The organism is Priestia sp. FSL R5-0597, assembly GCF_038006305.1.
Lineage (GTDB): Bacteria > Bacillota > Bacilli > Bacillales > Bacillaceae_H > Priestia > Priestia zanthoxyli.
In genome coordinates, this window is record NZ_JBBOUZ010000001.1 from 761,446 (window position 1) to 786,446 (window position 25,001).

Sequence of the window (25,001 nt, forward strand, 5' to 3'; positions counted from 1 at the left end):
ACCTACGATGACTGAGATGCTGTTGAAATATTTTCGTGAGCAGCAAAAGCAAGTTGAAACCGAGCGTATCTATAATACACAGTGTCCTTACTGCAGCATGCAGTGCAAAATGCAGTTAGTTGAACAAACACATGTAAAAAGAAAAACGTATAAAACAATTGGAAGAGACAACCCTACTTCTCAAGGAAGATTATGTATCAAAGGAATGAATGCGCACCAGCATCCTTTGCATAAAGATCGGATTCAATATCCTTTGTTAAAAGTAAACGGAGAGTTTGTAAAGATTTCTTGGAGGGAAGCTCTTGACTATATTAAAGAGCACGTTACAGAGATTCAAGAGAAGAATGGAGCAGATGCGCTAGGTGTTTATGGAAGTGCCTCTATTACAAATGAAGAAGCTTATTTATTAGGGAAATTTGCTCGAGTTGCGTTAAAAACAAAGTATATTGATTACAATGGACGCTTATGTATGTCAGCTGCTGCTTCTGCTGCTAGTAAAACATTTGGCATGGACCGAGGATTTACGAATAGCTTACAAGAGATTCCGTATACTGAATGTATTATGTTAGCTGGAACAAATATTGCGGAATGCCAGCCAACGATTATGCCTTATTTTGAAAAAGCAAAAGAAAACGGAGCTTTTATTATTGCTATTGATCCAAGAGAGACAGGTACAACTAAAATAGCTGATTTACACCTGAAGCTTAAACCGGGGAGCGACGCGGCATTAGCCAATGGAATCTTGAAGGTCATTATCGAAGAAAATTATCTAGATGAACGATTTCTACAAGAACGTGTTAATGGATTTGAAGAGGTAATGCAATATGTGGCGTCTCTAGAATTTAGTGTCATTGAAGAAATAACGGGAGTGCCGCTTGAGAAAATGTATCAAGCTGCCCGTATGTTTGGTCAAAGAGAAACAGGAATGATTTTTACTGCTAGAGGGGTAGAGCAGCAAACAGACGGGAGTGCTGCTGTGCAGAACTTTTTGAATATTCTACTTTCTGTCGGGAAAATCGGTAAACCCCGCTGCGGATATGGAGCCATTACTGGTCAAGGAAATGGGCAAGGAGCCCGAGAACACGGTCAAAAAGCAGATCAGCTTCCAGGCTACCGTTCAATCGAAAATCACGAGCATCGGATGTATATAGCAGATGTTTGGAACATAGAGGAGAAAGATCTTCCTAGAAAAGGTGTTTCTGCATATGAAATGATTGAAAAAATTCATGACGGTGAAATTAAAGGGCTGTTTCTGGTGTGTTCAAATCCAACCGTTTCAAATCCAAACGCTAATTTTGTTAAGAAGGCTTTTGAAAAGCTTGAATTTCTAGTGGTAGCAGATATGTTTGAATCAGAAACGGCAAAATTAGCAAACTTAATTTTACCAGCATCCTCTTATTTGGAAGATGAAGGAACGATGACAAATGTAGAGGGAAGAGTTACATTGCGCGAAGCTAGCTTTCCGCGCCGTGGCGAAATCAAACACGACTGGGAAATACTATGTGAAATTGCTAAAGTTTTAGGGAAAGAGGAATATTTTTCGTTTTCATCAGCTGAAGAAATATTTAATGAACTGCGAATAGCAAGTAAAGGAGGAATCGCGGATTACTCCGGTATTACGTACGAACGATTACGAGCGGAAAAAGGAATTTTATGGCCATGCAGAAGCTTAACGGATAAAGGAACCGAGCGCCTGTTTGAAACACGTTTTGCTCATAGTGATGGAAAGGCGATGATGGTCCCTGTCTCCAATCAAGCTATTGTTCCTAAAGCAAAAATAACGAAAAAATATCCTCTCTATTTAACAACAGGGAGAGTGGTGTCACACTATTTAACGGGTGTACAAACGCGAAAAAGTGCATCTTTATCTGCTAGAAATTTCGAATCTTTTATGGAAATCCACCCTTCAACAGCGAAAAAATATGAAATTTCGAATCAAGAATTAGTACAAATTGAATCTTCATATGGAAGGATTGTGGTAAGAAGCAAATTTTCAGAGGGCATTCGGCCAGATACCGTATTTGTTCCTTTTCACTGGGCAGATTCTCAAAATGTTAATAACCTTGTTTCTGAGAAATTAGATCCCGCCTGTAAGATGCCTGGCTTTAAAGTAAGTGCCGTGAATATTAGCCCTTCTGTAAAAAGAAGCAGTTATTAAAAATGCTGATGCAAAAAGCCTCTTGCAAAAAGAGGCTTTTTACGTGGAATCAGGCAAGGTGCTTTTGGTTAATACGTACATCTTGTTTTTTGAATCCAGAATAATTCAGTAAGAGACAGAATAGAGCAAAAAGCGCTAGTAAGGAAAAACCGACAACGTAATCTCCGCTTGTATCTTTTATAAAGCCTAGCACAATAGGAGGGAAAAAGCCGCCTACTCCTCCGAATGCTCCTACGATCCCCGTAACAGCTCCAATATTTCCTGTTGAAACAGATGGAACCATTTTAAAAACAGCTCCATTTCCGATACCAAGGGTAATGGCTGCAAGTAAGCAACCTGCGCTGAATAGCGCGAAGGAGCTGATGGTAAAGGCGATAAATAATCCTATTAGCAGCATTCCGGTAAAGACAAAGGTGAGTACTTTTTTTGCTCCGAATACATCCGATAAATATCCTCCAAGAGGCCGTACAAACGTTGCTAATACAACAAAAATAGCTGTTTTCAGCCCGCTGTCTACGGTTGATGCATTAAATTGATCGTGCAAAATGGTAGGGAGATAGATGCTGAATGTGACAAATCCACCGAATGTTAAAAAATAGAAAACGGACAAAAACCACGTTTCTCTAAATTTTAATACCGATAAAGATTCCTGCAGCGTTTTAGGAGAAGCAGCAGAAGGGTGGTCTGAAGTTCCTACCCATAATAAAAGAGCCATTAAAGCTACCGCAATTGCTAAACTCCAAAATACCCAAGGCAAGCCAAAAGAAGAAAAGATAAGTGGAATACTAAAGCTTGCTACCGCTGATCCTAAGTTGCCCATCCCGGCAATTCCTAAAATAAAACCTTGCTTTTGAGGTGAATACCATTTAGAGACATATGTAATGGAAATAGCAAATGTTGTTCCAGCCATGCCGATAAAAAATGCCCAAAAGAGCAGCATGGAGTAAGAATGAGTAAAGCCTGCACAAATGGTAGGGAGTAAAAGAGCAAGCATTGTTAACGAATACACTTTTCTTCCGCCGAAGCGATCTGTTAAAATTCCCATCGGAATCCGCATGAGTGAACCTAATAAGACGGGAGTGGCAATTAAGATACTTTTTTCAGCGTTGGTTAATGAATACATCACTTGAATATCTGCGGCGATAGGCGCGAAGACAGACCATACTGAAAAAGCAATAATCATAGATAAAGTCGAGATAAGAAGTACAGATAAGGGCCGTTTAGAAAACATTGCTTAAAAACCTCCTTTTTTATATACAGCGTAAAGCTGTTGCAACATGGTAATTATGATACTACGCTTTCTTTCTTATGTATCATTCTGTGTTAGGCTTTCTTCCGTGGTTTTATGGGAGACCTATATTACTAATAGAAATGGGAGGAAACTTAAAGATACACGAAGTGTTCATAAAAAACTCTCATCGTCATGCGCAGCGATGAGAGTTTTTTTATCAGTAAAAGTATCGTTTCTTATTCAGCCGTCGCAATTTCTTCTTCTACATCATGGTCTTCTAAATTAGCATTTAGAAATTCACTTGTTTCCGATAAATTGAGATTTAATTTCGTTTTTTTGCAAATTTGAATGGTAACATCTTGAACGGAGACGTCTAAAACATGTCCACCTTCTTTTTTATATTCATCAATAAAGTGCAGGTGATACCCGGGAACACCGATGCCTGAAGAATATTCTGGCGTGTAAAAACCTGCTAGTGTTCCATTTACATCTGAAGATGTAAATGTAGGCTGATCAGCAGCTGCATCTACCATGGAAGGATAGGGTTTCTCTTGCTTTGCAACAGTGCGAGTTTTTACTTCTTTAAACTTCCCGTCAATACGAACTGCATAGAATAAATTCGGACTGGGAATAAGCTCGTTCATTAAGGTTTCTAGTTGTTCACGGTTCATTTCCTCTTCTACACGATAAGAGATATCTTCATAAAAGGTTGTCATAATGGCAAAAGGTGTTTTTGCATCTTCACTAATAGGTGCGGCTTTCCCATCAGCAATGTGATAAAATTCTCCGTCAAAGGCAATCATTTCACCATCCAGCTGATTAAACGTGCCGATGCCGAAATCACCTTTCTTAGCTAAATCCCTGTATGTGACAACACCGTCAAATACTCCGTCCAATAAAGCAATCATAGTGGAAGTTTGGTGAATCGTTAATTTTTCTTTATTGCTCATTCTTTACTCAGTCCTTTCAGTTAATTTGATCTGGCAGTAGCTGTGTATTTAATTTTTCATTATCTTTATAATCTACAGGCACGTCGATGATAACGGGGCCTTGTTCACGAAAAGCGCTTGCTAGAGTGTCCGAAAATTCTTCTGGTGAGTTCACTCTAAATCCTTTGGCACCAAAACTTTCAGCAAGCGTAACAAAGTCTACACTCCCGAACTCTACCGCAGATTTTCGGCCATATTTAATCTGCTGTTGAAAGCCAACCATATCGTAGGTTTGATCGTTCCAGATAATGTGAACAATTGGTAAGTTTAACCGAACGGCTGTCTCGAGCTCCATAGCTGAAAATAAAAACCCGCCGTCTCCAGACATGGACAGAACTTTTTTATGGGGGCGAACGAGTGCAGCTGAAATAGCCCAAGGCAAAGCAACACCTAGCGTTTGCATGCCGTTGCTGAATAGTAAATGCTGAGGTTCATAGGAACGAAAATAACGAGCCATCCATATGTAATGCGAACCAACGTCACATGTGATGGTAGTATCATCTTCAACAAAGTCCTGCAGAGCTTCAATTAACTGTAGGGGATGAAGGTGAGTGTCATTAGAAAACTCGTACTGATCGTCAGGTTGTTCAAGTTTGCTTTTTAGCGTTTTTAAAAAAGAAGCACTTTCTTTTGAACGTATTAAATGTGGGAGTTTATCCGTTAATGTGTCGATGGTGCTTGGGATATCCCCTACTAACTCAATTTCCGGCTGATAATGGTGGTCAGCTTGTGCTTGTACATCATCTAAATGAATAATGCTTCTTTGACTTTCTGAGTTCCAAAGAGAAGGAGGGTATTCAATTGGGTCATATCCGATTGTTAAGACGACGTCAGCATGCTTCAATAAGACGTCTCCAGGCTGATTGCGAAAAAGACCTACTCGTCCAAAAAAGTGAGTTTCAAGCTCTCGTGAAACAGCTCCCGCACCTTGGAACGTTTCTACGACAGGAAGGTCATGTTCTGCTACGAGTTGACGGATTGATTCCACTGCTTTAGATTTACTTGCTCTCATACCTAAAAGTAAAACAGGTAGTTTTGCTGTGCGAATAGTGTGTATAGCTTGGGCAACAGCGTCTAAATTAGCAGCGCCAATCGTAGGAGTTTTTAGAAAGGATAGAGTGGAAGCTGATGTTTCGCCATCCATTACATCCTGCGGCAAGCTGACAAAAGATGCTCCTGAAGGAGAAGAAACAGCTTCACGAAAGGCGTCTGTTATCACTTCTGGAACGTTTGCAGCATCTTCTACCTCAACGCTGAATTTGGCGATAGATTTAAATAGTCCTTCATTGTCCATTGATTGATGCGTCTTTTTTAATCGATCTGCTCTTGGAACGGCTCCTGCTAGGGCTACCACTGGATCACCTTCAGAAGTAGCAGTGACAAGGCCAGTGGCTAAATTAGCGGCACCTGGACCTGATGTGACAAGGCAAACGCCCGGCGTACCTGTCAATCTTCCCATAGCAGCTGCCATAAACGCAGCATTTTGTTCGTGGCGGCAAACAATTACTTCCGGTCCTTTTTCTTTCAAAACATCAAATACGCCATCAATTTTGGCTCCTGGAATGCCAAAAATATAAGGCACATTCTGACTTGCTAAACTTTCTACTAGTAAATCGGCGCCTTTTTTTGTTTCGGTAGTATCAGCATTACTCATCATGCATTCTCTCCTTTAAGTTTCTTAAATAAGTTTTAAGGCCTACTGATTGAATACCCAATTTGTATGACAACTAACCAAAGGAAAGGAGAAGGTTTTAATTTTCTAAATAAAAAACTTCCCTAATTAATTAGGGAAGCAGAGATGTACCTATTGCGAATAAAACACATCTGTTTTATCTGTAGGTTTATGGTACTTGGGGGATAGCAAGTGAAAGTCCTACGCGGCTCTTATTTGGTATGGTTAAAAAGCTTTTGGTAACGAACAATTTTTTGATCTAGCTTTTGACTTAATTTTAAGATCTCACCGTGAGAATAGCTGCTTGTTTTCTTAGCTAATTGGTAAATATCTGATTGTAAGGCTCGAATTTCTTTTTCTAACTGTGGTTGCTTCATTGAAATCCTCTCCAAGTCAGAATACTTCTATCTTCTATCTTTTATCTAATAGTATGAAATTCCTTCATATTTGTAAAATGTTTTTTGTTTTGAAAAATATGAAATAGGTAAAGAGCTGCTGACAAGCTTTGTCGAACACTTTTTTTACCTATTTTCAACAAATATGATATACTAAGGCTAGGAAAAATGACAATCCGGAGCGCACGTTCAGTTATTCTTAACAAGCGAATGAATTCTTAGCTTTGACAAGTTTAACTTGTAAGGTGAAGAAATTCATCACATAATCTTATTAGATCTGAACCTTGTTAGCCCGGATGAGGATTTGTCGAAAACGATTCACTAGAAAAAACCTTCGAGACCGCCAACTCGGAGGTTTTTTTATTTTTGTGTATGGGAAGTAAAAAAAAGACATAGACTAATAAAGAAAAAGGTCCTGCACCCATAATCGGCCGTAGTTGATTACACCTTGTCCATTTCTGCAAGGAAGCTGTCTTTTTACTATAGGGAAGTGCCGCCAAACACCATTCCCTAAAGACAATCAGCACACGAGCCTTATGGATGAAGAACCCTTTAGACGATACTTATCGGTGATTACTTATTTTACTACTGGAAAAATAGCAAAATAAGAGCGACTATGGCTCCTAAAAGCTCCACGTAAGCCGTTAGGAGCTGAACATTCTCAGCATCTAGGAAAAATGACTTGAGGATTCGTCTCAGACTATCCACCACCTTTTTTTTCCTTGCGTGAGTTCCCAAGGGAAAGAAAGGGGACGACAGTGCTTCTTTATTTTAACAAAAGTAGGAAATGATAAGTAGATTTATTTGAAGTGTAAATTAAAAAAGCATGTAAAATACATGCTTTTTTAATTTGGGTAAATTTCTTTTATGCGTCCGACTTGTCCATCTGTTAAACGAACTTTGATACCGTGCGGGTGAAAGCTTGAATTGGTCAGAATGTCTTTGACCGTTCCGTGTGTAAGTTTTCCAGAACGCTGATCTGCTTTTAAAACAATGTCGACTTCAATTCCAGGGGCTACGTCTTTTCTATTTTGTCCGTTCATTATACACCTGTTCTCTTTCGCTGATTATTCGTTTTTTTGGTTTGTTGACTCGTCAGCTTTTTGGTTGCTTGATTGGTACTGCCGTTCTTAGCTTTACTTGAAGATTGATTTTTCTTATTAGCAAGCTGCTGTTTGATAGCATCTTGAAGGCTAATTTTCTTTTTAAGTTGTTCTGTCATAAAGGTTCCTCCTGAATACGTACATCGTCTGAAAAAATAAAGAAAGTAAGGGAATGAAAAAGCTGACTATCTAGTCAGCTTTTTTTAATTAGAAACAGTGACTTCTTCTACAGGCTGCATAAGTACAGCTTCTTTATCAGGGTACGTTTTTTCAATATGATGTTCTCCCCAAGAGCATAGTGAATCAAGAATGCTTTTTAAAGACCATCCGTAATCTGTTAAAGAATATTCTACTCGAGGCGGCATTTCATTGTACATTTTTCTAACAATGATGCCGTCTGCTTCAAGCTCACGAAGCTGCTGCGTTAATACTTTTTGTGTAACGCGCGGCATAATTCTTTTTAATTCTCCAGGGCGTTTTGTCCCTTTAATTAAGTGGCAAAGAATAACGACTTTCCACTTGCCTCCAATGACTTCTAATGCCGCTTCCACTGGAATATTATATTTTTTCACGTTAACAACTCTCCTTGTTCTAGAGATAACGGTTAAATGCATGGTTTCGCATTTTTTCTGATGTTTATCATACCACTATAGCGCAGAATTTTCTAGGTGTAAGCATTTTTTTAGAATACCCAATAGTTCATGACTTTAGTATTTACGCTTATTGTAACCTCCAGGTACCTATATCACTTGAAAGTGCGTACTTTTTCTTTGGTTTTACATCGCTCATAATAACAATTGTTGATGGCCGGTTAGCGAATATATGAAGGGTACCTAAGCTAATCAGCTGTAAGAGAAGCTATTATAAAAAGTTATTATAACGAACAGGAGGCGTTAAGAAGTGAATACACTTTCACAAACACAACAAAGTAAAAAAAGCGGTGCTTTGCCGCTATTAGCGCTAGCTATTAGCGCCTTTGGAATCGGGACAACAGAGTTTGTTCCAGTAGGTTTATTATCATCGCTTGCAGATGATTTAAATATTTCCATTACACTAGCAGGGTTATTAATTTCAGGGTACGCAATGGGAGTTGCATTTGGAGCGCCCGTATTAACAGCATTAACAAGTAAAATGAGCAGAAAATCATTGCTGATGCTATTAATGGTTATTTTTATCGTAGGAAACTCAGTAGCAGCTTTATCAACAAGCTTTGGGCTGCTGCTTATAGCACGAATTATTACTGCATTTTCACACGGGATTTTCTTTTCTATCGGTGCGACTATCGCTGCTGATTTGGTGCCGGAAGATAAGCGGGCAAGTGCCATTGCTTTAATGTTTACAGGTTTGACAGTTGCAACTGTTACAGGTGTTCCACTTGGTACATTTATCGGACAAGCTTTCGGCTGGAGAGCAACATTTTGGGGAGTAGCGTTACTTGGCGTTATTGCCATTATTGCCAGTGCTCTTTTAGTGCCTAAAAACTTAAAAGAAGCGCCGCCGGCAAAGTTTAGTGATCAATTAAAAATTTTGAAAAACGGGCCGCTTTTACTATCGTTTGCTATTACTGCTTTAGGTTATGGCGGAACGTTTGTAGCTTATACGTATTTAGCACCTATTCTTGAAAAGTTAACAGGATACGCACCAAGCGCAGTTAGTATCTTGCTATTAGTATACGGCGTAGCAGTAGCCATCGGAAATACGATTGGAGGAAAAGCTGCGAATAAAAATCCGTTAAAAGCATTATTTTGGATGTTTTTAATTCAAGCCGTTATCTTAGTTATTTTATCGTTTACTGCATCGTTTAAAGTAGCGGGAACAATTACGATTTTTGCCATGGGCTTATTGGCATTTATGAACGTACCTGGACTGCAAGTGCTGGTCGTGAACTTAGCTGAAAAGTATGTTCCTTCAGCAGTAAACGTAGCCTCTGCGCTGAATATTGCTGCATTTAACGTTGGAATTGCTATTGGTTCTTTTGTAGGCGGCCTGATTGTTGATTCCATTGGTCTTGTTCATACTCCTTGGATTGGAGGAGTGATGGTTTTAGGAGCGGTCTTATTAACCGCATGGAGCCGCTCAATAGAAGCAAAAGCAAAATAAAACAGAGATCATCGCCTTTTGCGATGATCTCTTAGCTATAAAAGGAGAGGAAGCAAATGACTGCATTTCAACATCATAAGGCGTATCGTCGTATGTACAAGGAGAATGAGTTAACGTTAGGTTTGCATATGCCGCTTGAAAATTATCAGTATGCCACGCCTACGATGGAGAAACAAGTAGAGCTCACGCAGCTTGCAGAACAATATGGATTTACAAGCTTATGGTTCCGTGATGTCCTTCTTCAAGATCCATCATTTGGCGATCCAGCCACGGGTCAAATTTATGATATGCTTATTTATTTGACTTACCTTGCCAGTCAAACAAAAGAAATTGCTCTCAGTACATCTGCTATTGTGCTGCCTTTACGCCATCCGCTTCGTGTAGCTAAAGAAATGGCAACCATTGATCAGCTTTTTCCTGAGCGTTTGATTATGGGCGTATCCTCTGGAGACCGTCAAGCAGATTTTCGAGGGTTAGGTATTCCTCATGAAGAAAGAGGAAAGCGATTTGCAGAGGCTTTTCATTATTTAGAAGAAGCGTTAAATAAAGAATTTCCATCTATCCAGTCTGCTTTGGGGTCCATTCAAGGAGCAAATGTTGTTCCTAAGCCAACGAAACGTATTCCAACGATGATCACGGGATACAGCCAGCAAAATATGGAGTGGTTTGCACAGCATGGAGACGGCTGGATGTATTATCCTCGTCATCCGCATTTTCAAGCAGAAGCCATTAAACAGTGGAGAGAACTGGTTGATATCTATCATCCAGGCGTTTTTAAACCTTTTACACAACCTATGCATCTAGATTTGGCAGAAGATCCAAATGAAATGCCAACGCCAATTCGTTTAGGATTTCGAGCAGGGCGTAATACATTAATTGAGCTTCTTTCTATTTATAAAGAAATAGGAGTTAACCATCTCTTTTTTGCTCTTTTTGATAGTAAGCGTCCGGCTGAAGAAGTCATACATGAGCTTGGTGAAGAAGTGCTTCCGCATTTCCCGTCTCATATGTAGCAAACAAAAAGAGGCTGAGACAAAAGCAGTTTACTTAAAGGAAAATCCGAACGATGAATCGTTCGGATTTTTTCATTTATCCAATTCGCTCATCTTTAGATTCCAGATTCCATTGATTTCGTTATGTCTAACTCTTTTTTTATATAGATTTCAAGTTATAGGATATATAAGAAATATGTATTAGAGTTATTGATTCTATGTTCTTTATAATAAAAGTATCCATTATCTCCTTGGGTGATATAAAGTCGAAAGGAGAAACACGATGAGTGTTGCATTTCTATTTCCAGGACAAGGTGCACAATATGCTGGTATGCTTCATGATATAAAAAATAAATGGGGATTAACGACTACGTTTGAAGAAGCAAGTGAGGCTTTAAATCAAGACGTATTATCGTTAGATTCGTCAGAAAAATTAAAATATAATAAAAATGTTCAGATATGTCTTTTTATTGCAGGAGTGGCTACGGCTAGGTCGTTTAAAAACAAAGGTTACTCGCCAGACGTGGTAGGAGGGCATTCAATAGGGGCGTTTGGAGCAGCAGTTATATCTGAAGTGTTATCTTTTAAAGAAGCTCTTTTTCTTGTGGGAAAAAGAGGGGAACTGATGGGAAATGCCTATCCTGATGGTTATGGTATGGGGGTTGTAATGGGACTGCGCGAACATCAGCTTCTCTCTATTGTACATGAAATATCCACCGATGCAGCTCCTGTTTACGTAGCGAATCTAAATGCTCCTGATCAAATAACGCTTTCTGGCACCTTAAAAGCAATTGAGGAAGTTCTTGAAAAAGCATCTAAAAAAGGGGCTAGGAAAACCAAAATGCTTCATGTAACGGTGCCTTCTCACTGTCCTCTTATGGAAGGAGTTTCGAGCGAATTACGAAAAATAATAACGGAAGTGAAAGGAAAAGACCCGATCGTTCCTTTTATAGGTAATTGTAAAGCTCGGAAATTATGGAAAGCTGCTGATATTAAGGAAGATCTGGCAGCGAGTGTTGCCCTGCCCGTCCGTTGGCATGATATGACGGAAGTTATGTATGAAATGGGTACAAGATTATATATTGAAATGGCTCCAGGAAGAGTACTAACGGATTTGACTGCTAAGAGCTTTCCGGAAGCAAGGGCTATTTCTGCAGCCGAATCTACTATGAAATCTGTGTTAATTTTAATGGAGAAAGAAAAAATGTAAGCGCATTAATTTAGGAGTAGAAGAAAGGAGCTAGAACATGAGTGGAATAAAAAAAACTTCAAAATCATGGACAACCCGCCGAGATCAAAAAGCAGCTCGCCTTGCGAAAATAGACCAACTTCTTAAAGGAAAGTTATTGGATAATGAACACATTATTGAAGCGTTAGAATTGCTTATATCACCCGGAGATAAAGTAGTGCTTGAAGGAGACAATCAAAAGCAAGCATCTTTTTTATCAAAGGCGCTGAATGAAGTAAGCGCTGATAAAATAAACGGTCTTCATATGATTATGTCTAGTATTTCACGCCCGGAACACCTCGACATATTTGAGAAAGGAATTGCTGAAAAAATTGATTTTTCGTACGCCGGTGCTCAAAGTCTTCGCGTATCTCAAATGATTGAAGATGGCACGTTGAAAATGGGAGAAATTCATACATATCTAGAGCTTTACGGACGCCTTTTCATTGATTTAATTCCCAATATCGCATTAGTGGCTGCCGATAAAGCGGATGCACAAGGTAACTTATATACAGGAGCAAATACGGAAGAAACGCCGACGATTATCGAAGCAACAGCGTTTAAGGACGGAATTGTCATTGTGCAGGTAAATGAACTTGTTGAAGAACTTCCGCGAGTTGATATTCCGGCTTCTTGGATTGATTGTATCGTCGTGGCCAATCAGCCTTATCAATTGGAAGCTTTATTTACCCGAGATCCTCGTCATATTACAGAGCTCCAAATTCTAATGGCTATGATGACGATTCGAGGTATCTATGAGCGCCACAGCGTACAATCATTAAATCATGGCATTGGCTTTAATACAGCTGCAATTGAGCTTTTGCTGCCTACCTATGGAGAAAAGTTAGGGCTGAAAGGTAAAATATGCAAGAACTGGGCTCTGAACCCTCACCCTACGTTAATTCCGGCTATTGAAAGCGGATGGATTGAGAGCGTACACTGCTTTGGTGGAGAAGTAGGAATGGAACAATACACAGCAGCCCGTCCAGATGTATTTTTTACAGGACGCGACGGCAGCCTGCGCTCAAACCGTGCGATGTGTCAAGTCGCTGGTCAATATGCGGTAGATGCTTTCGTGGGATCAACTTTGCAAATAGATGGAGAAGGAAATTCTTCTACCGTCACATCTGGACGTTTATCAGGGTTTGGCGGAGCGCCTAACATGGGGCATGATCCTAGAGGCCGACGGCATTCTACGTCTGCTTGGTTGGATATGATGAACGATAAGCATGAATTAGCAAGAGGCAGAAAGCTAGTTGTACAAATGGTTGAAACCTTTCAATCAGGAAATGAGCCTGTTTTCGTTGAGTCTTTGGATGCGGTAAATGTAGCTAAACAAGCAAACTTAGCTACTGCTCCTGTCATGATTTACGGGGATGATGTGACACATGTCGTGACTGAAGAAGGAATTGCTTATTTATATAAAGCACAAAGCTTGGAAGAAAGAAAAGCAGCGCTTGAAGCAGTAGCGGGGGTAACGCCTATAGGGTTACGGCACAACCAAAATAAAGTGGAAAGAATGCGCAGAGATGGCTTAGTGGCTTTTCCGGAAGATTTACAGATTCGCCGTACGGAAGCAAAGCGTTCGCTGTTAGCGGCGAAAAGTGTAGAAGATTTAGTAGAATGGTCAGATGGTTTATATAATCCGCCTGCTAAATTTAGGAGCTGGTAAAAAATATGCGTATTCAAGAAGAGCCAAAAACAACTGTGTTTTCTTCATGCCTGATAGCTAAAATGGCAGTTACCGCTTTGGTTGATGAAGCGGTACTTACACCTAAGCCGGGGCTTGTAGATGCAGCAACAACTGGATCTCATCAAGATATGAATATTGAGACGCTGCTAGCCTCTGCTTATGCTTTACAACCGACCTTCTCACAGATTGCATTATATAGTCAAGGAAAGCAGCCGAGTCAGATGCTAAGGGAAGAAATTGCTCGAATTGGACGCGAAGGTGAACAAATTATGTACGCGGCTACGGATGGTGTCAATACACACAAGGGAGCTATTTGGGCATTAGGTCTACTTGCTTCTGCAACAGCGGTTTGCGGTATTCAAGCATCACCTGCATCCATCACAGAAGCTGCAGGGAAAATTGCTCGTTATGCAGATCGCTTTTGTACTCTGCATTCATCTAATGGACTTCGTGTGAAAAAAAAGTATGGCGCAAAAGGAGCGGCTGGAGAGGCGAAGCAAGGATTTCCTCACGTGATTCATATAGGCTTGCCTGCTTTACATAAGGCTCGCAAGCTAGGCATACATGAAACATCAGCGCGGATTGATACTTTAGTAACACTAATCGCCAATCTTGATGATACGTGTATTTTGCATCGTGCTGGTCCAGTTGTATTAGAGGAGGTTAAAATGGCGGCATCCAATGTGTTAGAAGTTGGAGGGGTATCTACATCAATAGGAAAACAGCGGCTGGAAGCGTTAGATCATATTTTTCTATCATCTAACGCTTCTCCAGGTGGAAGTGCAGATTTGCTGGCTGCTGTATTATTTTTAGATCGAATATCTCTTTTTAAAGAATCATAAACGTCTGCAGGGAGGAGTGAGTGGCTAATGGAAACGTTAGTGTTTAAATACAAAGCCGATCGAAAGTTAACTCAGCGCGCACATGTAGGCGTTGTTGGTTCAGGGGATTTAGAAATCTTAATGGTTCCTTCTGATGAAGAACATGCTCACGTATCAGTACGAACAGGAAGTGAAGGGTTTAGTGAAACCTGGAAAGCCGTATTAGATCGGTTTTTTAGTGCTCATATGATTCAAGCGAAAATTGTAATTAATGATTTCGGTGCTACGCCCGGTGTAGTCGCTTTGCGTCTTGCACAAGCTTTGGAGGTGAGTGAAAATGGGAGTGAATAATCAAAGCTTTATTGAGTTAAATGGAAGAGAACGAGCCCAGGCAATCTTAGATCAAGGTACATTTCGTGAGCTGCTCGGCCCTTTTGACGGGATCGAGTCGCCTCATTTACCTAAGCAAAATATTGTTCCTCAAAGCGATGATGGTGTCATCATAGCAAGTGGGCTAATAGCAGGGGAGCCAGCAGTTGTCATTTCAATAGAAGGAGGATTTCAAGGGGGAGGCATTGGTGAAGTATCGGGAGCTAAAATTGCAGGAGCTTTAGAATTAGCTCTTAATAATCACAAAAAAGGTGTTCCTGTTAGACCTGTTTTTCTATTCGATACAGGAGGGGTAAGGCTGCAAGAAGCGAATTATGGACTTTTGTCGATATCTGAAATTGGCTCAGCGGTAGTTGCTCTGCGTGAGCATACACCTGTTGTCGGAGTTATTTCAGGAAATGTAGGCTGCTTTGGAGGAATGTCTATCACTGCTTCACTCTTTAGTTATCTCATTATGACAAAAGAAGCAAGGTTTGGTCTTAACGGCCCGGAAGTGATCGAACAAGAAGCGGGGGTTGAAGAGTTTGATGCAAGAGACCGAAGCTTAATCTGGAAAACGATTGGCGGTATTCAACGCTATGAAACGGGGTTTGCAGATACATTAGCACAGGATGATGTTACTGCTATTCAACGAGCGGTTCAAGAGACGTTTCAAAAAAAAGAAAAAGTAGCTAGTAAAACAGAACAAGTAGATTTTTATAGGCATTTGCTTAGCAAGGTTGATCCTTCAGAAAAAATGGCTCCTTATCAATTTCAAGAATTGTATAAAGCAACAAAAAATGAACATATCCCTTCAGCAGTCTCTTACTCGTTGAACGAAGTTCCAGGTAGCATGCCTAACAGCCGCGGTCGCGTGTGGATTAACGCTTTAATAAATGATGAAGAAGCAGATTTTGAAATTCCTTCCGTTCTTTATAAAGACGCACTGCTAGGAAGAGAAAAGGTCCGATATATATCGGTTGTACCTAATCCTTATAATCGTTTCTTACGTGCACGAAAAGGCGAAGTAGGACTAGATGAAGGATGGGCAATTGCTAAGCACGTTCGTGAAGTAATACAAGAAGATCGAAATCAATCTCCGCGCCCTATAATTGCCATTGTGGACGTACCGAGTCAAGCGTATGGCTATCATGAAGAACTTCTAGGTATTCACTATGCTTGCGCTGCTGCAGCTGATGCTTATGCAGCAGCGCGCTTAGCAGGTCATCCGGTTATTACGTTAATTGTCGGAAAAGCAATTTCAGGAGCATTTTTGGCTCATGGATACCAATCGAATCGAATTTTGGCTTTAAAAGACGAAGGAGTGAATGTTCACGCCATGTCCAAACAGTCGGCAGCGCGCATTACTAAAAGAAGTATAAAAGAACTTGAGGAAGCTTCAAAGAAAGTCCCGTCCATGGCTTATGATATTAAATCATTTGCTTCACTTGGCGCTTTATATGAGCTGGTTAGCGGTATTCAAGCAGAGCAGCCCACAGAGCGCGACGTTCAAATGATTCAAGATATTTTAATTGGAGCAGTAGAAGATGTTCGCTGTGAAGGTGTATACGATTTAAGCAGCCGGCTGCACAGTGAGCAAGCAAGAAAGGAAGGGCGAAAAGCTTCTTTATGGGTAAGAGGTGAGTTGGAAAAACAATGGAATATATAGCTCATGATTTGCTTCAGTTAAAAGAGGAAGCAAAGCTTATCAGTTATACACCTATCCCCGAGTGGGTGGAATATTCATTAGCCAAGGCTCCATTTGTAGTGGTAAGGCGTGCTGTTCACCGAGATAAACTGATACCTATTGGAGTAAGAGGAGAACGAAGGAATCAGCGTTTTGGTGCTTTTTTATCTGAGGAGGCCATTAAACAAACAATTAGGCCGGAAAATCTCGTTTCATTTTTTCAAAACGCCCAGTCTAGAAACATGCCAGCTATACGCGCTTTGGAAGAGGTGGCTATTATTTTTGAAAAATTTGCGTGGGGACCAACCGGCAGTGTAGGGTTCGAGCTTGCAAGCGGTGAAGAAGTTGTCACGACAACCAGTGATTTAGATGTACTTATTCGTCTTTCTTCTTATTTGTCGGTGAAACAAGCGGAAATGATAGTCAGTAAGCTAAAGAGATGCCCAGTTTCTGTAGATGTACAGGTAGAAACAGAAAAAGGAGCCTTTTCTCTAGCGGAATACGCAAAAGGCGAAGAGACGCTGCTTCTGCGTACTGTATATGGTCCTGCCTTAGTAAAACTGAATCAATTAGCATAAAAGACGGATGAGGGATTTGAACCTTTTCCGTCTTTTATGTCAATACCAGCTTTTTTCTTGGCTTAACAAACGCTTGGCTTCAAGAAAAAATATTTGAATAAACTTTTTGGTGTTAATGCGAATCGGCAAAATTTTAGAATCTCCCTGCAGTTCTTTCATTTTTTTACGAACGGCTGTAAAGTCAAAAAACTTAGAAGCATAATTTTCAAACTTTGGATTTGAAAAATCTGTTAATCCAATAGAAGCAAAGTGATTCAGTGAGTGAGTAACTGCTCGTCTTATTCGCTGTTCACAAGCCTTGGTTTCACGATTAATTTCAATAGAAGACGCGTGAGCTCCCAATTTTTTCTCAGCGACATTCACAAAAATAGTTTTTAGAGAAGGGAAATGTTTTTCCACACTTTCTCTTTGGTCATAAGTGTACAGAAACTGTAAAATATCCAGTAAATCTTTTGCACCATTTTCTCCTACAATACCTAATTCGGCTAATAAGAATTTCCCTACATCATATAGATGGGCTTGTTTCGTTATCGGCTGGCTTGAAGGGGGAGCGTGATGGGCTGTCGCTAAACTATTCAAGGAGGTTTTAATATCATCGATTGATTTCTCAAGAGAGATTCGTTCAATTACTTTTCGAATAACCGTTAAAATTTCAATTCGATTAATTGGTTTTGTAATATAGTATTCAATTCCTAATGAATAGGCTTCTCCTATTAATTCTTTGGACTCTACCTGTGAAATCATAATCATTTTTCCTTTAAATGAATCTTTTAAATGACGGATCGTTTCGATTCCATCTCGTCCTGGCATAAGTAAATCAATAAATAAAATATCAATTTGCTTTAAATTTAACGTAGAGGCATCTAAAAAGCTGCCGTCTACGACTTCTTCTACAACTTCTCCTAAATCCTCATCTTCAATCAGCTGACTGAGCGTTGAACGAATGGCTGAATCATCATCTGTAATACAAAATCGCATAAACTCATCCTTTCTGAATTAGACTACAAAGAGGTATTTGAATGATAAAAATCATCCCTTTATCTCCTTGTTTAGCTTCAATCGTACCTCCAAGTTCTTGAACAATATCTCTTACGTAAGAAAGGCCAATTCCAGTAGAGGGATTTCCAAATTGATCGTATTTTGAGGTGAAACCAGGTTCAAAAATAGCTTTTTCGTACTTCAAAGGCACGCCAGGACCATCATCTTGTACATGGAATTCTACAAATTCAGCTTGTCTATGTACGGATAAAACAATCATTCCCTCATCTTTAATCGCCTCCACTGCGTTTGCTACCAAGTTATTAATGATCGATAAAATTGTGTAAACGTGGTAGCTGAAATGTTCCCCGGTGACAGAGGAAAAAAAGCTAATTTGTTTGTGAAGAGAATCGGCATATTTTTTGTTGATGCGTACGATCAGCTCGATTAATTCCTCTGCTTTCATATAATTTTGGAAACTTTCATTTGAAATTGTTTTAGATAAGCCCGCAAAAATACGCTGGTTGTCTTTTTTTACTTCGTGAATATCTCCGGCAATCCGAAGCGCTTTTTTACTGAGCGATTGGTTAAGCACAGAATGATCTTTTTCCTGCTGATGTAATACACGGTATAAATCGTACGAGGCTTTTGTAATCACTTCTGTATTATGAAGGGTCTTTTTTAAATGAACGGTTTCTTCATAAAGGCTTGTAATAAGCATTAGCATGTGCTCATTTTGTTTGCGAATTTGACGTTCTCGTGACTGTGATTCATAAATTGTCATCATATTAAAAAAGCTAAGTACAATGAAGCTGTGAGCAAAAGCAATAACGGCCATGTCGGATAATGAATCGATATGAATGGTTGTGTGCAAAACGATATACTGCGCAGTTAGTTCGACTATATCAGCAGCTATTTCAATGATGAGTCCAATTAATCCAATCACAATAGCACTATAGTTCATGCGGCTTACTTTAAAAATAAAAAATAAAAGTGCATACGTAAAGTAAAAGAAAAACGTAGGGTAATGCGTATGTGCAGAAGCCGCAAATTGAAAATGATCGAGCGTGATATAATCGAGCATGATGCGAAAGAGAACGACGCTTAAAGCGGTTAACAAGCCGCCAGATAAAACGGTTTTCCGTTTTAAAAGCAATAGGAAAAAGAAAAATGTTGGAGCTCCAAATGTAATTCGAAATGTTTCATTTAACGGATAAAATTTTAGCTCTCCCGCCAGCGGAACAGTAATGAGCATGAGCAATAAAATGTACGGATCTTTTCGAATGAAAGATTTAAAATTCAGATAATTACACCTCCTGAAGTGATTCGTGAATTAGTATACATTGTGACAGCGTCCAGCACAATGGAGAAGAGTACCAAAGATAAAAATATAATTCCAAAAAGTTTTGTAGGTTTTTGTATGCTCTCGTAGGTTGCATTGTACATTAAAAACGAAAATGAAATCCCGCTTTATGAAAGCGCTTTAAAATAAAAAGTTAATGAAGTGATGAGGTGATTTTAATGAAAAGAGAAATTGAACAGGAAATGTCTTACTTACAGGTCACTGCAAAAGAGCAGTTACACGAGTGGGTAGAGCAAATAAAAGAATTTTCGTCAGAAGGAAAAACGGCTGATTATATCCCCGCTCTGAAAGATATGGACTCGTCTCAATTAGGTATTTGTTTGATTGGTGCTGACGGAACGGTTATCCAGTCTGGGGATTATGAAGCGGTATTTACTCTTCAAAGTATTTCTAAAGTCATTAGCTTTATAGCAGCTTGCTTATGCTGCGGCATTCCCTACGTACTAGAGAGAGTAGATGTAGAGCCAACTGGAGATGCATTTAATTCTATTATAAGACTGGAAATGCATAAACCAGGAAAGCCGTTCAATCCTATGATTAATGCCGGTGCTTTAACGGTTTCATCTCTTTTATCTGGAGAGACGGCAAAAGAAAAACTAAGCTATTTGTTTGATGTAATAACAATGCTTACTGGGAAAACACCACTCATTAATGAAACCGTCTTTGAATCAGAATGGCAAACGTCTCATCGAAATCGTGCGCTTGCCTACTATTTAAAAGAAACAAACTACTTACAAGGAGAAGTAGAAGAAGTTCTAGAGGTTTACTTAAAGCAGTGCTCAATTGAAGTAACGACTGAAGATATTGCGCTGATCGGATTAATTCTATCATTAGACGGATATCATCCAGTGTTTCACAAACAAGTAATTCCAAAAGAAGTAGCTAAATTAACAAAAGCGCTTATGCTTACATGCGGTATGTATAATGCCTCAGGAAAGTTTGCGGCATTTGTTGGTATGCCAGCTAAAAGCGGTGTATCAGGAGGAATCATGTCATTGGTGCCACCTAATACGAAAAAGCAGTCTCCATTTCCAGACGGATGCGGTATCGGAATTTACAGTCCAGCTATTGATGAGTACGGGAATAGCGTAAAAGGCGTTACGCTGCTAAAAAAAATCGCAAAAGAATGGGATTTGAGTATTTTTTAGTCTATTTACGTACTATTCATTCTCTTCAATAATATAAACACCAAGAGAAAAAACTTTCATGTTTTGCATTTGTTCTACCAAATTTTTTAATGAGGTGATAGGCGTGCAACAAGCAATCGAAAGTGTAATTAGTGTCATCAATGATTTTTTTTGGTCGAATTTATTAATTATTTTACTTGTATCAATCGGTATTTATTTTACGATCCGCTCTCGTTTTTTGCAGTTTCGCATGTTGAAAGAAATGGTACTTGTTTTGAAAGAAGGACGAGCGGCTAAAGATGGGGGAGTCTCCCCGTTTCAAGCTTTCTGCATAAGCATGGCAGCTCGAGTAGGAACAGGAAATATTACCGGTATAGCGATTGCTATTGCTCTTGGTGGCCCGGGTGCTGTATTTTGGATGTGGATTATTGCCATTATCGGTTCAGTATCAAGTTTTGTAGAAAGTACACTCGCTCAAATCTATAAGGTAAAAGGGTCAAACGGATTTCGAGGAGGACCCGCTTACTATATGGAAAAAGGGTTAAATAAAAGATGGATGGGCGGGCTATTTGCTGTACTCATTACACTGTCATTTGGCCTGGTGTTTAACGCTGTGCAGTCTAATACGATTACGCTGGCATTTGAGAACTCTTTCGGAACGAGCCGCTTATTGATTGGGATTATTATGACAGTTATATTTGCGATAATTATTTTTGGCGGGATCAAACGCATCGCCAAGATATCGGAATACATCGTTGTCGTATTAGCCGTTTTATACATTGGAATGGCTCTGTTCATCATCTTTAAAAATATTGATCAAATGCCTGCCGTTCTATCTCTAATTGTGAAAAATGCATTTGGATTTGAACAGGCGCTTGGGGGATCAATTGGTGCAACGTTAATCAACGGAGTAAAGCGCGGACTGTTTTCCAATGAAGCAGGGATGGGAAGTGCTCCCAACGCGGCGGCAACTGCAGTGACGAGTCACCCAGTTAAACAAGGTCTTATCCAAGCATTTGGTGTCTTGACGGACACGCTCGTGATTTGTACAAGCACAGCATTTATCGTTCTCTTATCTCCCGCCTATAAGCAGGGACTAAGCGGCATTGAATTAACGCAAGCTTCTCTTAGTACACATATCGGTTCTTGGGCATCAGGATTTTTAGCTATCATGGTATTTCTATTTGCTTTTAGTACGTTAATTGGCAATTATTATTATGGAGAAACGAATATTGAATTTTTAAATTCAAATAAGATGTGGCTTTGGTCTTATCGTGTAGGCGTTTTAGCGATGGTTATTTTTGGGTCGGTTGCTCAGCTTCAGCTTGTATGGAATCTGGCAGACTTATTTATGGGGATGATGGTAGTGGTGAACTTAATTGCTATTTTTCTATTATCGAAAGTGGCTTTTTCTGCCTTGCATGACTATACTCAGCAGAAAAAGGAAGGGAAAAATCCAGTCTTTTATAAAGATGCATTAGAAAACAATCAGAATATTGAATGTTGGGAAAGAGAATCGACTTCATCCCCTTCTGAAAAAGAGAATATTATCTAAAAAAAGTTCAGCCAGTTGGCTGAACTTTTTTTTATGCGTTTTTCTTTAATTCAGTTTGCGTAGTGCCTTTAGAAAATAATGTTTCTTTCACGCCATTTGTTGCTGCTTTGGTTTTTGCAGCAAAGATTGGATTTAAAATAAAAACTACGAGTAGGTTAGATAATAATCCCCAGAACCCTTCATAAAGGCCAAATGAATTTCCTGTGGCATGAACGGTAAACGTTACAACCAGCCCTACTACTAATCCAGCAATCGTACTTTCTTTCGATTGATTTCTCCAAAACAGGCTGATAACAATAGCCGGGAAGATTTGTACCATGCCGGATACCCCTAGTAACTGTAGGGAAACAAGTGCTTGTGGGAATAATAAACCGAATAAAAGTGCCAGTCCAATAACAACAAAAACCATAGAACGAGTAACCATTGTTAATGTTTTACCCTGTACATTTGGATTAATTAAATCTCTAAATATATTATTTGCAAATAAGTTAGACGCTCCGATAGCCATGATAGAACATGGAATTAATGAAGCAAGAGCAATCGTTGCATAAGCTAACCCTTGGCCAATGCCACCATATGAATATTGAATCAAGGTTAATAATGCTAATCTAGGATCCGTTGTATCTTGAGGTAATACTTGATAAGCAATAAACCCTAAGAAGATGACTAGAATTAAAACAATATTGTAAAGAGGTAAGAAGACAGCATTTTTACGAAGCGAATCTGCACTTTTAGCAGTGAAAACACCTGTAGCAGCGTGGGCCCACATGAATAAAGCTAAAGCAGATACGAGTGATGCTGTAATAAACCATGGAATGCCCTTAGGTCCTTGTGTTGGGATCGTTAATAGCTGAGGTGCATCCTTTGCAACATTGTCAATCATGTTGCCCCAGCTTCCAAAATGCATAATTGGCAGAGAAACAACCATAAATAACATAATCGCCCATACTAAAATATCTTTAATAATTGCCGTATAAGTGGGACCTTTAATTCCGCTGAAAAAAGTATAAAGAGCCACAAGAAAGAATGAAAGAATAACGACAGCTTTTACATTAATGTAGCCAGTTCCTGCAACGCGAAGAGTATCTTGAATACCGCTAAGCTGAAGATCGATATATGGAATAAGCATCAATACACCTACTATGGCAATTAAAGAGGAGAGAAATTTACTGCTAAAACGTTCTCTAGCATAATCAGCAAGTGTAGTAAGTTTGTGCTTTTTAGCAACAGTCCAAAGTTTTGGAAGAAAAAAGTATGAAATTAAAAAGGCTAAAACAGAGTAAGGAATGGCAAAAAATGCGATGCTTCCTCCTTGATAAGCTGTACTTGTAAGACCTAGGAATGTATAAGCAGTATATAAATCTGCTCCTACTAAAAGCCAGACGAGCAGGCTTCCAAAACGTCTTCCCCCTACAGCCCACTCTTCAACGGAGCTTCTAGATGATTTGTCACGTCCTGCTATAAAGCCAATGGCGATAACGACAAGAACAATTGCTGATGTGATTAAAAGTGCGGTTAAATTTCCTTGCATTATTCAATGTCCCCCCAAGATTTTTGTAAACGATAAATGATAAATGTACACACAGGCGTTAAGAAGACCCATAAAAATAACCATAAATGCAAAAGAGGTAATCCAAAAATAATTGGATGAATGTTATTTACAAAAGGTAAAAAAGCGAATTGAGCAATAAACGGAATGATGAATAAAATAAATATTATGAATTTTCTGTTCAATCTTTACTCCTCCTCTAAAATTTATCTAACAATGTTCACTATGATAGCAAGTCTGACATAGTAAAGCAATAAGTTTTTTGAAAATTTCGTTATAAATTACGAAAATTTTTTTAGAAAAACAAAAAAAGGGTATGAGAAGAAGATATTTGAAATGATTAGGGAAGAAAAAGCAGGGGAGAACCTAAGCGCAGTTGCCTTTGAAACAAAAAAAGAACGGAAAAGAAGAAAGGTAGTTTTCTCGATGAGATAAAGTATATTGCTATTGCATTAAAGAAAAAGAATTTGTATGTTCAAATATAGATTTATGGAAGCTATAAAAACGAGCAAATAAAAAAACTAGACAATAAGTGCTTGTCTAGTTCCACCACTCTGTCAATGGTCCTTTGTCGCCATAAACAGGATCTGTTGTAGGAATAGGTACTTGTGCAATTTCATCAAATACGTGAGGGCGATCCGTTTGTTTTCCTGTTCGTAAGTTGTAATCCATGCCCTCTGGATAAGCTCCAACCACTTTAAAATCAGCAGTTGACTGCAGACGCATATGTCCTGTACCTGCAGGGAGTACGAGTACATCCCCAGCATGCACCACGATATTTTCTCCCATATGTCCACCTAGTTTTAAGCGTGCAGATCCGCTAATTACACCTAGTGCTTCATGAGAATTGCTGTGGTAATGGTGAAAATCATATATGCCGCCTACCCAGCTGTTTTTCCAGTTGTGAGAATTAAAAATGCTCTCTACTTTCTCTTTCTTACTAATAAATACGTGTTCATACAACAAAACTGGAAGACGAGGGTGATTTGGAATGGTTCCGTCGTCATCAAAATAAAGAACTTTTACATTTGCATAATTCATAAGCATCCCTCTAACAATCTTTTTTCGTAATTTTCCCTGTTTTTTGCTTGCGTAAACAGAGAAGTTTGCTCGAAGTACTTCATTCGTTGCGAAGTGCATGATATGTAGGTGTTAACGTTTTCCCAAAAGAAGTCTCCCACTTCAAGCGTAGCTAAGTGGTGGGCAGTTTACTTTAGTATCTTTTCTTCATATTGTATATAAGTAAAGGGGCTAGTGCAAGAATTCTATGGATATATAGATGTTAATTCGTATTTTGTAAATGAATAATATATATTAATATAATTTTTAGAAGATGATATGCTCGTGAAGTAAAAGAATCAAATAATAAGCAAGGTTAGAGTTTTAGTTGTTTTTTGTAATTAGGAAGAGATT

General features: G+C 39.2%; 23 protein-coding genes. 11 read left to right on the forward strand and 12 right to left on the reverse strand.

The genetic code is table 11. The features are described from left to right. Nucleotides 1-7 precede the first annotated feature (7 nt). Entirely contained in the window at nucleotides 8-2,158 is a 2,151-nt protein-coding gene (nasC, locus tag MKX72_RS04005; RefSeq protein ID WP_155008519.1) for an assimilatory nitrate reductase catalytic subunit NasC, read from the forward strand. A 49-nt stretch (nucleotides 2,159-2,207) separates the two neighbouring features. Here nasC and MKX72_RS04010 read toward each other — a convergent pair whose 3' ends face one another. The 7 genes from MKX72_RS04010 to MKX72_RS04040 all read right to left on the reverse strand — a co-directional run bounded on the left by MKX72_RS04010 (nucleotide 2,208) and on the right by MKX72_RS04040 (nucleotide 8,120). Beyond that, nucleotides 2,208-3,389, reverse strand: a complete 1,182-nt coding sequence (locus tag MKX72_RS04010; protein WP_047751628.1) for an MFS transporter — start codon at nucleotides 3,387-3,389, stop codon at nucleotides 2,208-2,210. Between the two features lie 236 nt (nucleotides 3,390-3,625). Continuing rightward, nucleotides 3,626-4,339 carry an acetolactate decarboxylase gene (budA, locus tag MKX72_RS04015; RefSeq protein WP_028412303.1) on the reverse strand — a complete coding sequence of 238 codons (714 nt, stop codon included), beginning with the start codon at nucleotides 4,337-4,339 and terminating at the stop codon, nucleotides 3,626-3,628. 16 nt (nucleotides 4,340-4,355) lie between these two features. Then, nucleotides 4,356-6,035, reverse strand: coding sequence for an acetolactate synthase AlsS (alsS, locus tag MKX72_RS04020; protein ID WP_155008518.1), 1,680 nt, complete (start codon nucleotides 6,033-6,035; stop codon nucleotides 4,356-4,358). Nucleotides 6,036-6,262: 227 nt separating this feature from the next. Next, nucleotides 6,263-6,427 (reverse strand): aspartyl-phosphate phosphatase Spo0E family protein, encoded by a 165-nt coding sequence (locus MKX72_RS04025; RefSeq protein WP_080754377.1) that lies wholly within the window; start codon nucleotides 6,425-6,427, stop codon nucleotides 6,263-6,265. An 863-nt stretch (nucleotides 6,428-7,290) separates the two neighbouring features. Then, on the reverse strand, nucleotides 7,291-7,488 hold the full coding sequence (locus MKX72_RS04030) for a YwbE family protein (protein ID WP_013055498.1): 198 nt from the start codon (nucleotides 7,486-7,488) through the stop codon (nucleotides 7,291-7,293). Continuing rightward, nucleotides 7,488-7,667: a hypothetical protein gene (locus tag MKX72_RS04035; RefSeq protein ID WP_028412301.1), complete on the reverse strand. Its 180-nt coding sequence runs from the start codon at nucleotides 7,665-7,667 to the stop codon at nucleotides 7,488-7,490. The genes MKX72_RS04030 and MKX72_RS04035 overlap by 1 nt, the downstream gene beginning before the upstream one ends. An 84-nt stretch (nucleotides 7,668-7,751) precedes the next feature. Continuing rightward, the gene (locus tag MKX72_RS04040; RefSeq protein ID WP_013055500.1) at nucleotides 7,752-8,120 is read right to left on the reverse strand and encodes a winged helix-turn-helix transcriptional regulator; all 369 of its coding nucleotides are present in this window, start codon (nucleotides 8,118-8,120) and stop codon (nucleotides 7,752-7,754) included. 328 nt (nucleotides 8,121-8,448) lie between these two features. Here MKX72_RS04040 and MKX72_RS04045 point away from each other — a divergent pair, with 328 nt between their 5' ends. The 8 genes from MKX72_RS04045 (at nucleotide 8,449) to MKX72_RS04080 (ending at nucleotide 17,016) form a co-directional block, all read left to right on the forward strand. Beyond that, nucleotides 8,449-9,648 (forward strand): MFS transporter, encoded by a 1,200-nt coding sequence (locus MKX72_RS04045; protein ID WP_014461498.1) that lies wholly within the window; start codon nucleotides 8,449-8,451, stop codon nucleotides 9,646-9,648. 56 nt (nucleotides 9,649-9,704) lie between these two features. Further along, on the forward strand, nucleotides 9,705-10,661 hold the full coding sequence (locus tag MKX72_RS04050) for an LLM class oxidoreductase (protein ID WP_155008517.1): 957 nt from the start codon (nucleotides 9,705-9,707) through the stop codon (nucleotides 10,659-10,661). Nucleotides 10,662-10,923: 262 nt separating this feature from the next. Continuing rightward, nucleotides 10,924-11,850 carry an ACP S-malonyltransferase gene (locus MKX72_RS04055; protein ID WP_033578095.1) on the forward strand — a complete coding sequence of 309 codons (927 nt, stop codon included), beginning with the start codon at nucleotides 10,924-10,926 and terminating at the stop codon, nucleotides 11,848-11,850. 37 nt (nucleotides 11,851-11,887) lie between these two features. Then, nucleotides 11,888-13,540 carry a malonate decarboxylase subunit alpha gene (gene mdcA, locus MKX72_RS04060; RefSeq protein WP_033578096.1) on the forward strand — a complete coding sequence of 551 codons (1,653 nt, stop codon included), beginning with the start codon at nucleotides 11,888-11,890 and terminating at the stop codon, nucleotides 13,538-13,540. A 5-nt stretch (nucleotides 13,541-13,545) separates the two neighbouring features. Next, nucleotides 13,546-14,403 (forward strand): triphosphoribosyl-dephospho-CoA synthase, encoded by an 858-nt coding sequence (locus MKX72_RS04065; protein WP_028412296.1) that lies wholly within the window; start codon nucleotides 13,546-13,548, stop codon nucleotides 14,401-14,403. Nucleotides 14,404-14,430: 27 nt separating this feature from the next. Continuing rightward, nucleotides 14,431-14,733 carry a malonate decarboxylase subunit delta gene (locus MKX72_RS04070; protein WP_028412295.1) on the forward strand — a complete coding sequence of 101 codons (303 nt, stop codon included), beginning with the start codon at nucleotides 14,431-14,433 and terminating at the stop codon, nucleotides 14,731-14,733. Next, entirely contained in the window at nucleotides 14,720-16,420 is a 1,701-nt protein-coding gene (gene mdcD / locus MKX72_RS04075; protein ID WP_033578098.1) for a biotin-independent malonate decarboxylase subunit beta, read from the forward strand. The genes MKX72_RS04070 and mdcD overlap by 14 nt, the downstream gene beginning before the upstream one ends. After that, the gene (locus MKX72_RS04080; protein WP_028412293.1) at nucleotides 16,408-17,016 is read left to right on the forward strand and encodes a malonate decarboxylase holo-ACP synthase; all 609 of its coding nucleotides are present in this window, start codon (nucleotides 16,408-16,410) and stop codon (nucleotides 17,014-17,016) included. The genes mdcD and MKX72_RS04080 overlap by 13 nt, the downstream gene beginning before the upstream one ends. Nucleotides 17,017-17,055: 39 nt before the next feature. Here MKX72_RS04080 and MKX72_RS04085 read toward each other — a convergent pair whose 3' ends face one another. Continuing rightward, entirely contained in the window at nucleotides 17,056-17,994 is a 939-nt protein-coding gene (locus MKX72_RS04085) for a response regulator (RefSeq protein WP_033578100.1), read from the reverse strand. A 4-nt stretch (nucleotides 17,995-17,998) separates the two neighbouring features. Beyond that, nucleotides 17,999-19,249: an ATP-binding protein gene (locus MKX72_RS04090; protein ID WP_033578101.1), complete on the reverse strand. Its 1,251-nt coding sequence runs from the start codon at nucleotides 19,247-19,249 to the stop codon at nucleotides 17,999-18,001. A gap of 266 nt (nucleotides 19,250-19,515) precedes the next feature. Here MKX72_RS04090 and MKX72_RS04095 point away from each other — a divergent pair, with 266 nt between their 5' ends. Then, entirely contained in the window at nucleotides 19,516-20,505 is a 990-nt protein-coding gene (locus tag MKX72_RS04095; RefSeq protein WP_028412290.1) for a glutaminase, read from the forward strand. A gap of 103 nt (nucleotides 20,506-20,608) precedes the next feature. After that, nucleotides 20,609-22,039 (forward strand): alanine/glycine:cation symporter family protein, encoded by a 1,431-nt coding sequence (locus tag MKX72_RS04100; RefSeq protein ID WP_028412289.1) that lies wholly within the window; start codon nucleotides 20,609-20,611, stop codon nucleotides 22,037-22,039. A 31-nt stretch (nucleotides 22,040-22,070) separates the two neighbouring features. Here MKX72_RS04100 and MKX72_RS04105 read toward each other — a convergent pair whose 3' ends face one another. The 3 genes from MKX72_RS04105 to MKX72_RS04115 all read right to left on the reverse strand — a co-directional run bounded on the left by MKX72_RS04105 (nucleotide 22,071) and on the right by MKX72_RS04115 (nucleotide 24,728). Then, nucleotides 22,071-23,570, reverse strand: coding sequence for a sodium:solute symporter family protein (locus MKX72_RS04105; protein WP_028412288.1), 1,500 nt, complete (start codon nucleotides 23,568-23,570; stop codon nucleotides 22,071-22,073). Then, nucleotides 23,570-23,773 carry a DUF3311 domain-containing protein gene (locus MKX72_RS04110; protein WP_013055514.1) on the reverse strand — a complete coding sequence of 68 codons (204 nt, stop codon included), beginning with the start codon at nucleotides 23,771-23,773 and terminating at the stop codon, nucleotides 23,570-23,572. Before MKX72_RS04110 ends, MKX72_RS04105 begins: the two co-directional genes overlap by 1 nt. Nucleotides 23,774-24,128: 355 nt before the next feature. Next, nucleotides 24,129-24,728: a cupin domain-containing protein gene (locus MKX72_RS04115; protein ID WP_080754378.1), complete on the reverse strand. Its 600-nt coding sequence runs from the start codon at nucleotides 24,726-24,728 to the stop codon at nucleotides 24,129-24,131. Between the last annotated feature and the right edge of the window lie 273 nt (nucleotides 24,729-25,001).

Bases quoted from the DNA above. Each gene is read 5' to 3' on its own strand.
- alsS (WP_155008518.1), bottom strand. From the start codon at position 6,035: ATGATGAGTAATGCTGATACTACCGAAACAAAAAAAGGCGCCGATTTA.
- MKX72_RS04030 (WP_013055498.1), bottom strand. From the start codon at position 7,488: ATGAACGGACAAAATAGAAAAGACGTAGCCCCTGGAATTGAAGTCGAC.
- MKX72_RS04070 (WP_028412295.1), top strand. From the start codon at position 14,431: ATGGAAACGTTAGTGTTTAAATACAAAGCCGATCGAAAGTTAACTCAG.
- MKX72_RS04115 (WP_080754378.1), bottom strand. From the start codon at position 24,728: ATGCACTTCGCAACGAATGAAGTACTTCGAGCAAACTTCTCTGTTTAC.
- MKX72_RS04065 (WP_028412296.1), top strand. From the start codon at position 13,546: ATGCGTATTCAAGAAGAGCCAAAAACAACTGTGTTTTCTTCATGCCTG.
- MKX72_RS04055 (WP_033578095.1), top strand. From the start codon at position 10,924: ATGAGTGTTGCATTTCTATTTCCAGGACAAGGTGCACAATATGCTGGT.
- MKX72_RS04025 (WP_080754377.1), bottom strand. From the start codon at position 6,427: ATGAAGCAACCACAGTTAGAAAAAGAAATTCGAGCCTTACAATCAGAT.
- MKX72_RS04105 (WP_028412288.1), bottom strand. From the start codon at position 23,570: ATGCAAGGAAATTTAACCGCACTTTTAATCACATCAGCAATTGTTCTT.
- MKX72_RS04035 (WP_028412301.1), bottom strand. From the start codon at position 7,667: ATGACAGAACAACTTAAAAAGAAAATTAGCCTTCAAGATGCTATCAAA.
- MKX72_RS04085 (WP_033578100.1), bottom strand. From the start codon at position 17,994: ATGCGATTTTGTATTACAGATGATGATTCAGCCATTCGTTCAACGCTC.
- nasC (WP_155008519.1), top strand. From the start codon at position 8: ATGACTGAGATGCTGTTGAAATATTTTCGTGAGCAGCAAAAGCAAGTT.
- MKX72_RS04095 (WP_028412290.1), top strand. From the start codon at position 19,516: ATGAAAAGAGAAATTGAACAGGAAATGTCTTACTTACAGGTCACTGCA.
- MKX72_RS04050 (WP_155008517.1), top strand. From the start codon at position 9,705: ATGACTGCATTTCAACATCATAAGGCGTATCGTCGTATGTACAAGGAG.
- MKX72_RS04010 (WP_047751628.1), bottom strand. From the start codon at position 3,389: ATGTTTTCTAAACGGCCCTTATCTGTACTTCTTATCTCGACTTTATCT.
- mdcA (WP_033578096.1), top strand. From the start codon at position 11,888: ATGAGTGGAATAAAAAAAACTTCAAAATCATGGACAACCCGCCGAGAT.
- mdcD (WP_033578098.1), top strand. From the start codon at position 14,720: ATGGGAGTGAATAATCAAAGCTTTATTGAGTTAAATGGAAGAGAACGA.
- budA (WP_028412303.1), bottom strand. From the start codon at position 4,339: ATGAGCAATAAAGAAAAATTAACGATTCACCAAACTTCCACTATGATT.
- MKX72_RS04080 (WP_028412293.1), top strand. From the start codon at position 16,408: ATGGAATATATAGCTCATGATTTGCTTCAGTTAAAAGAGGAAGCAAAG.
- MKX72_RS04090 (WP_033578101.1), bottom strand. From the start codon at position 19,249: ATGCTCATTACTGTTCCGCTGGCGGGAGAGCTAAAATTTTATCCGTTA.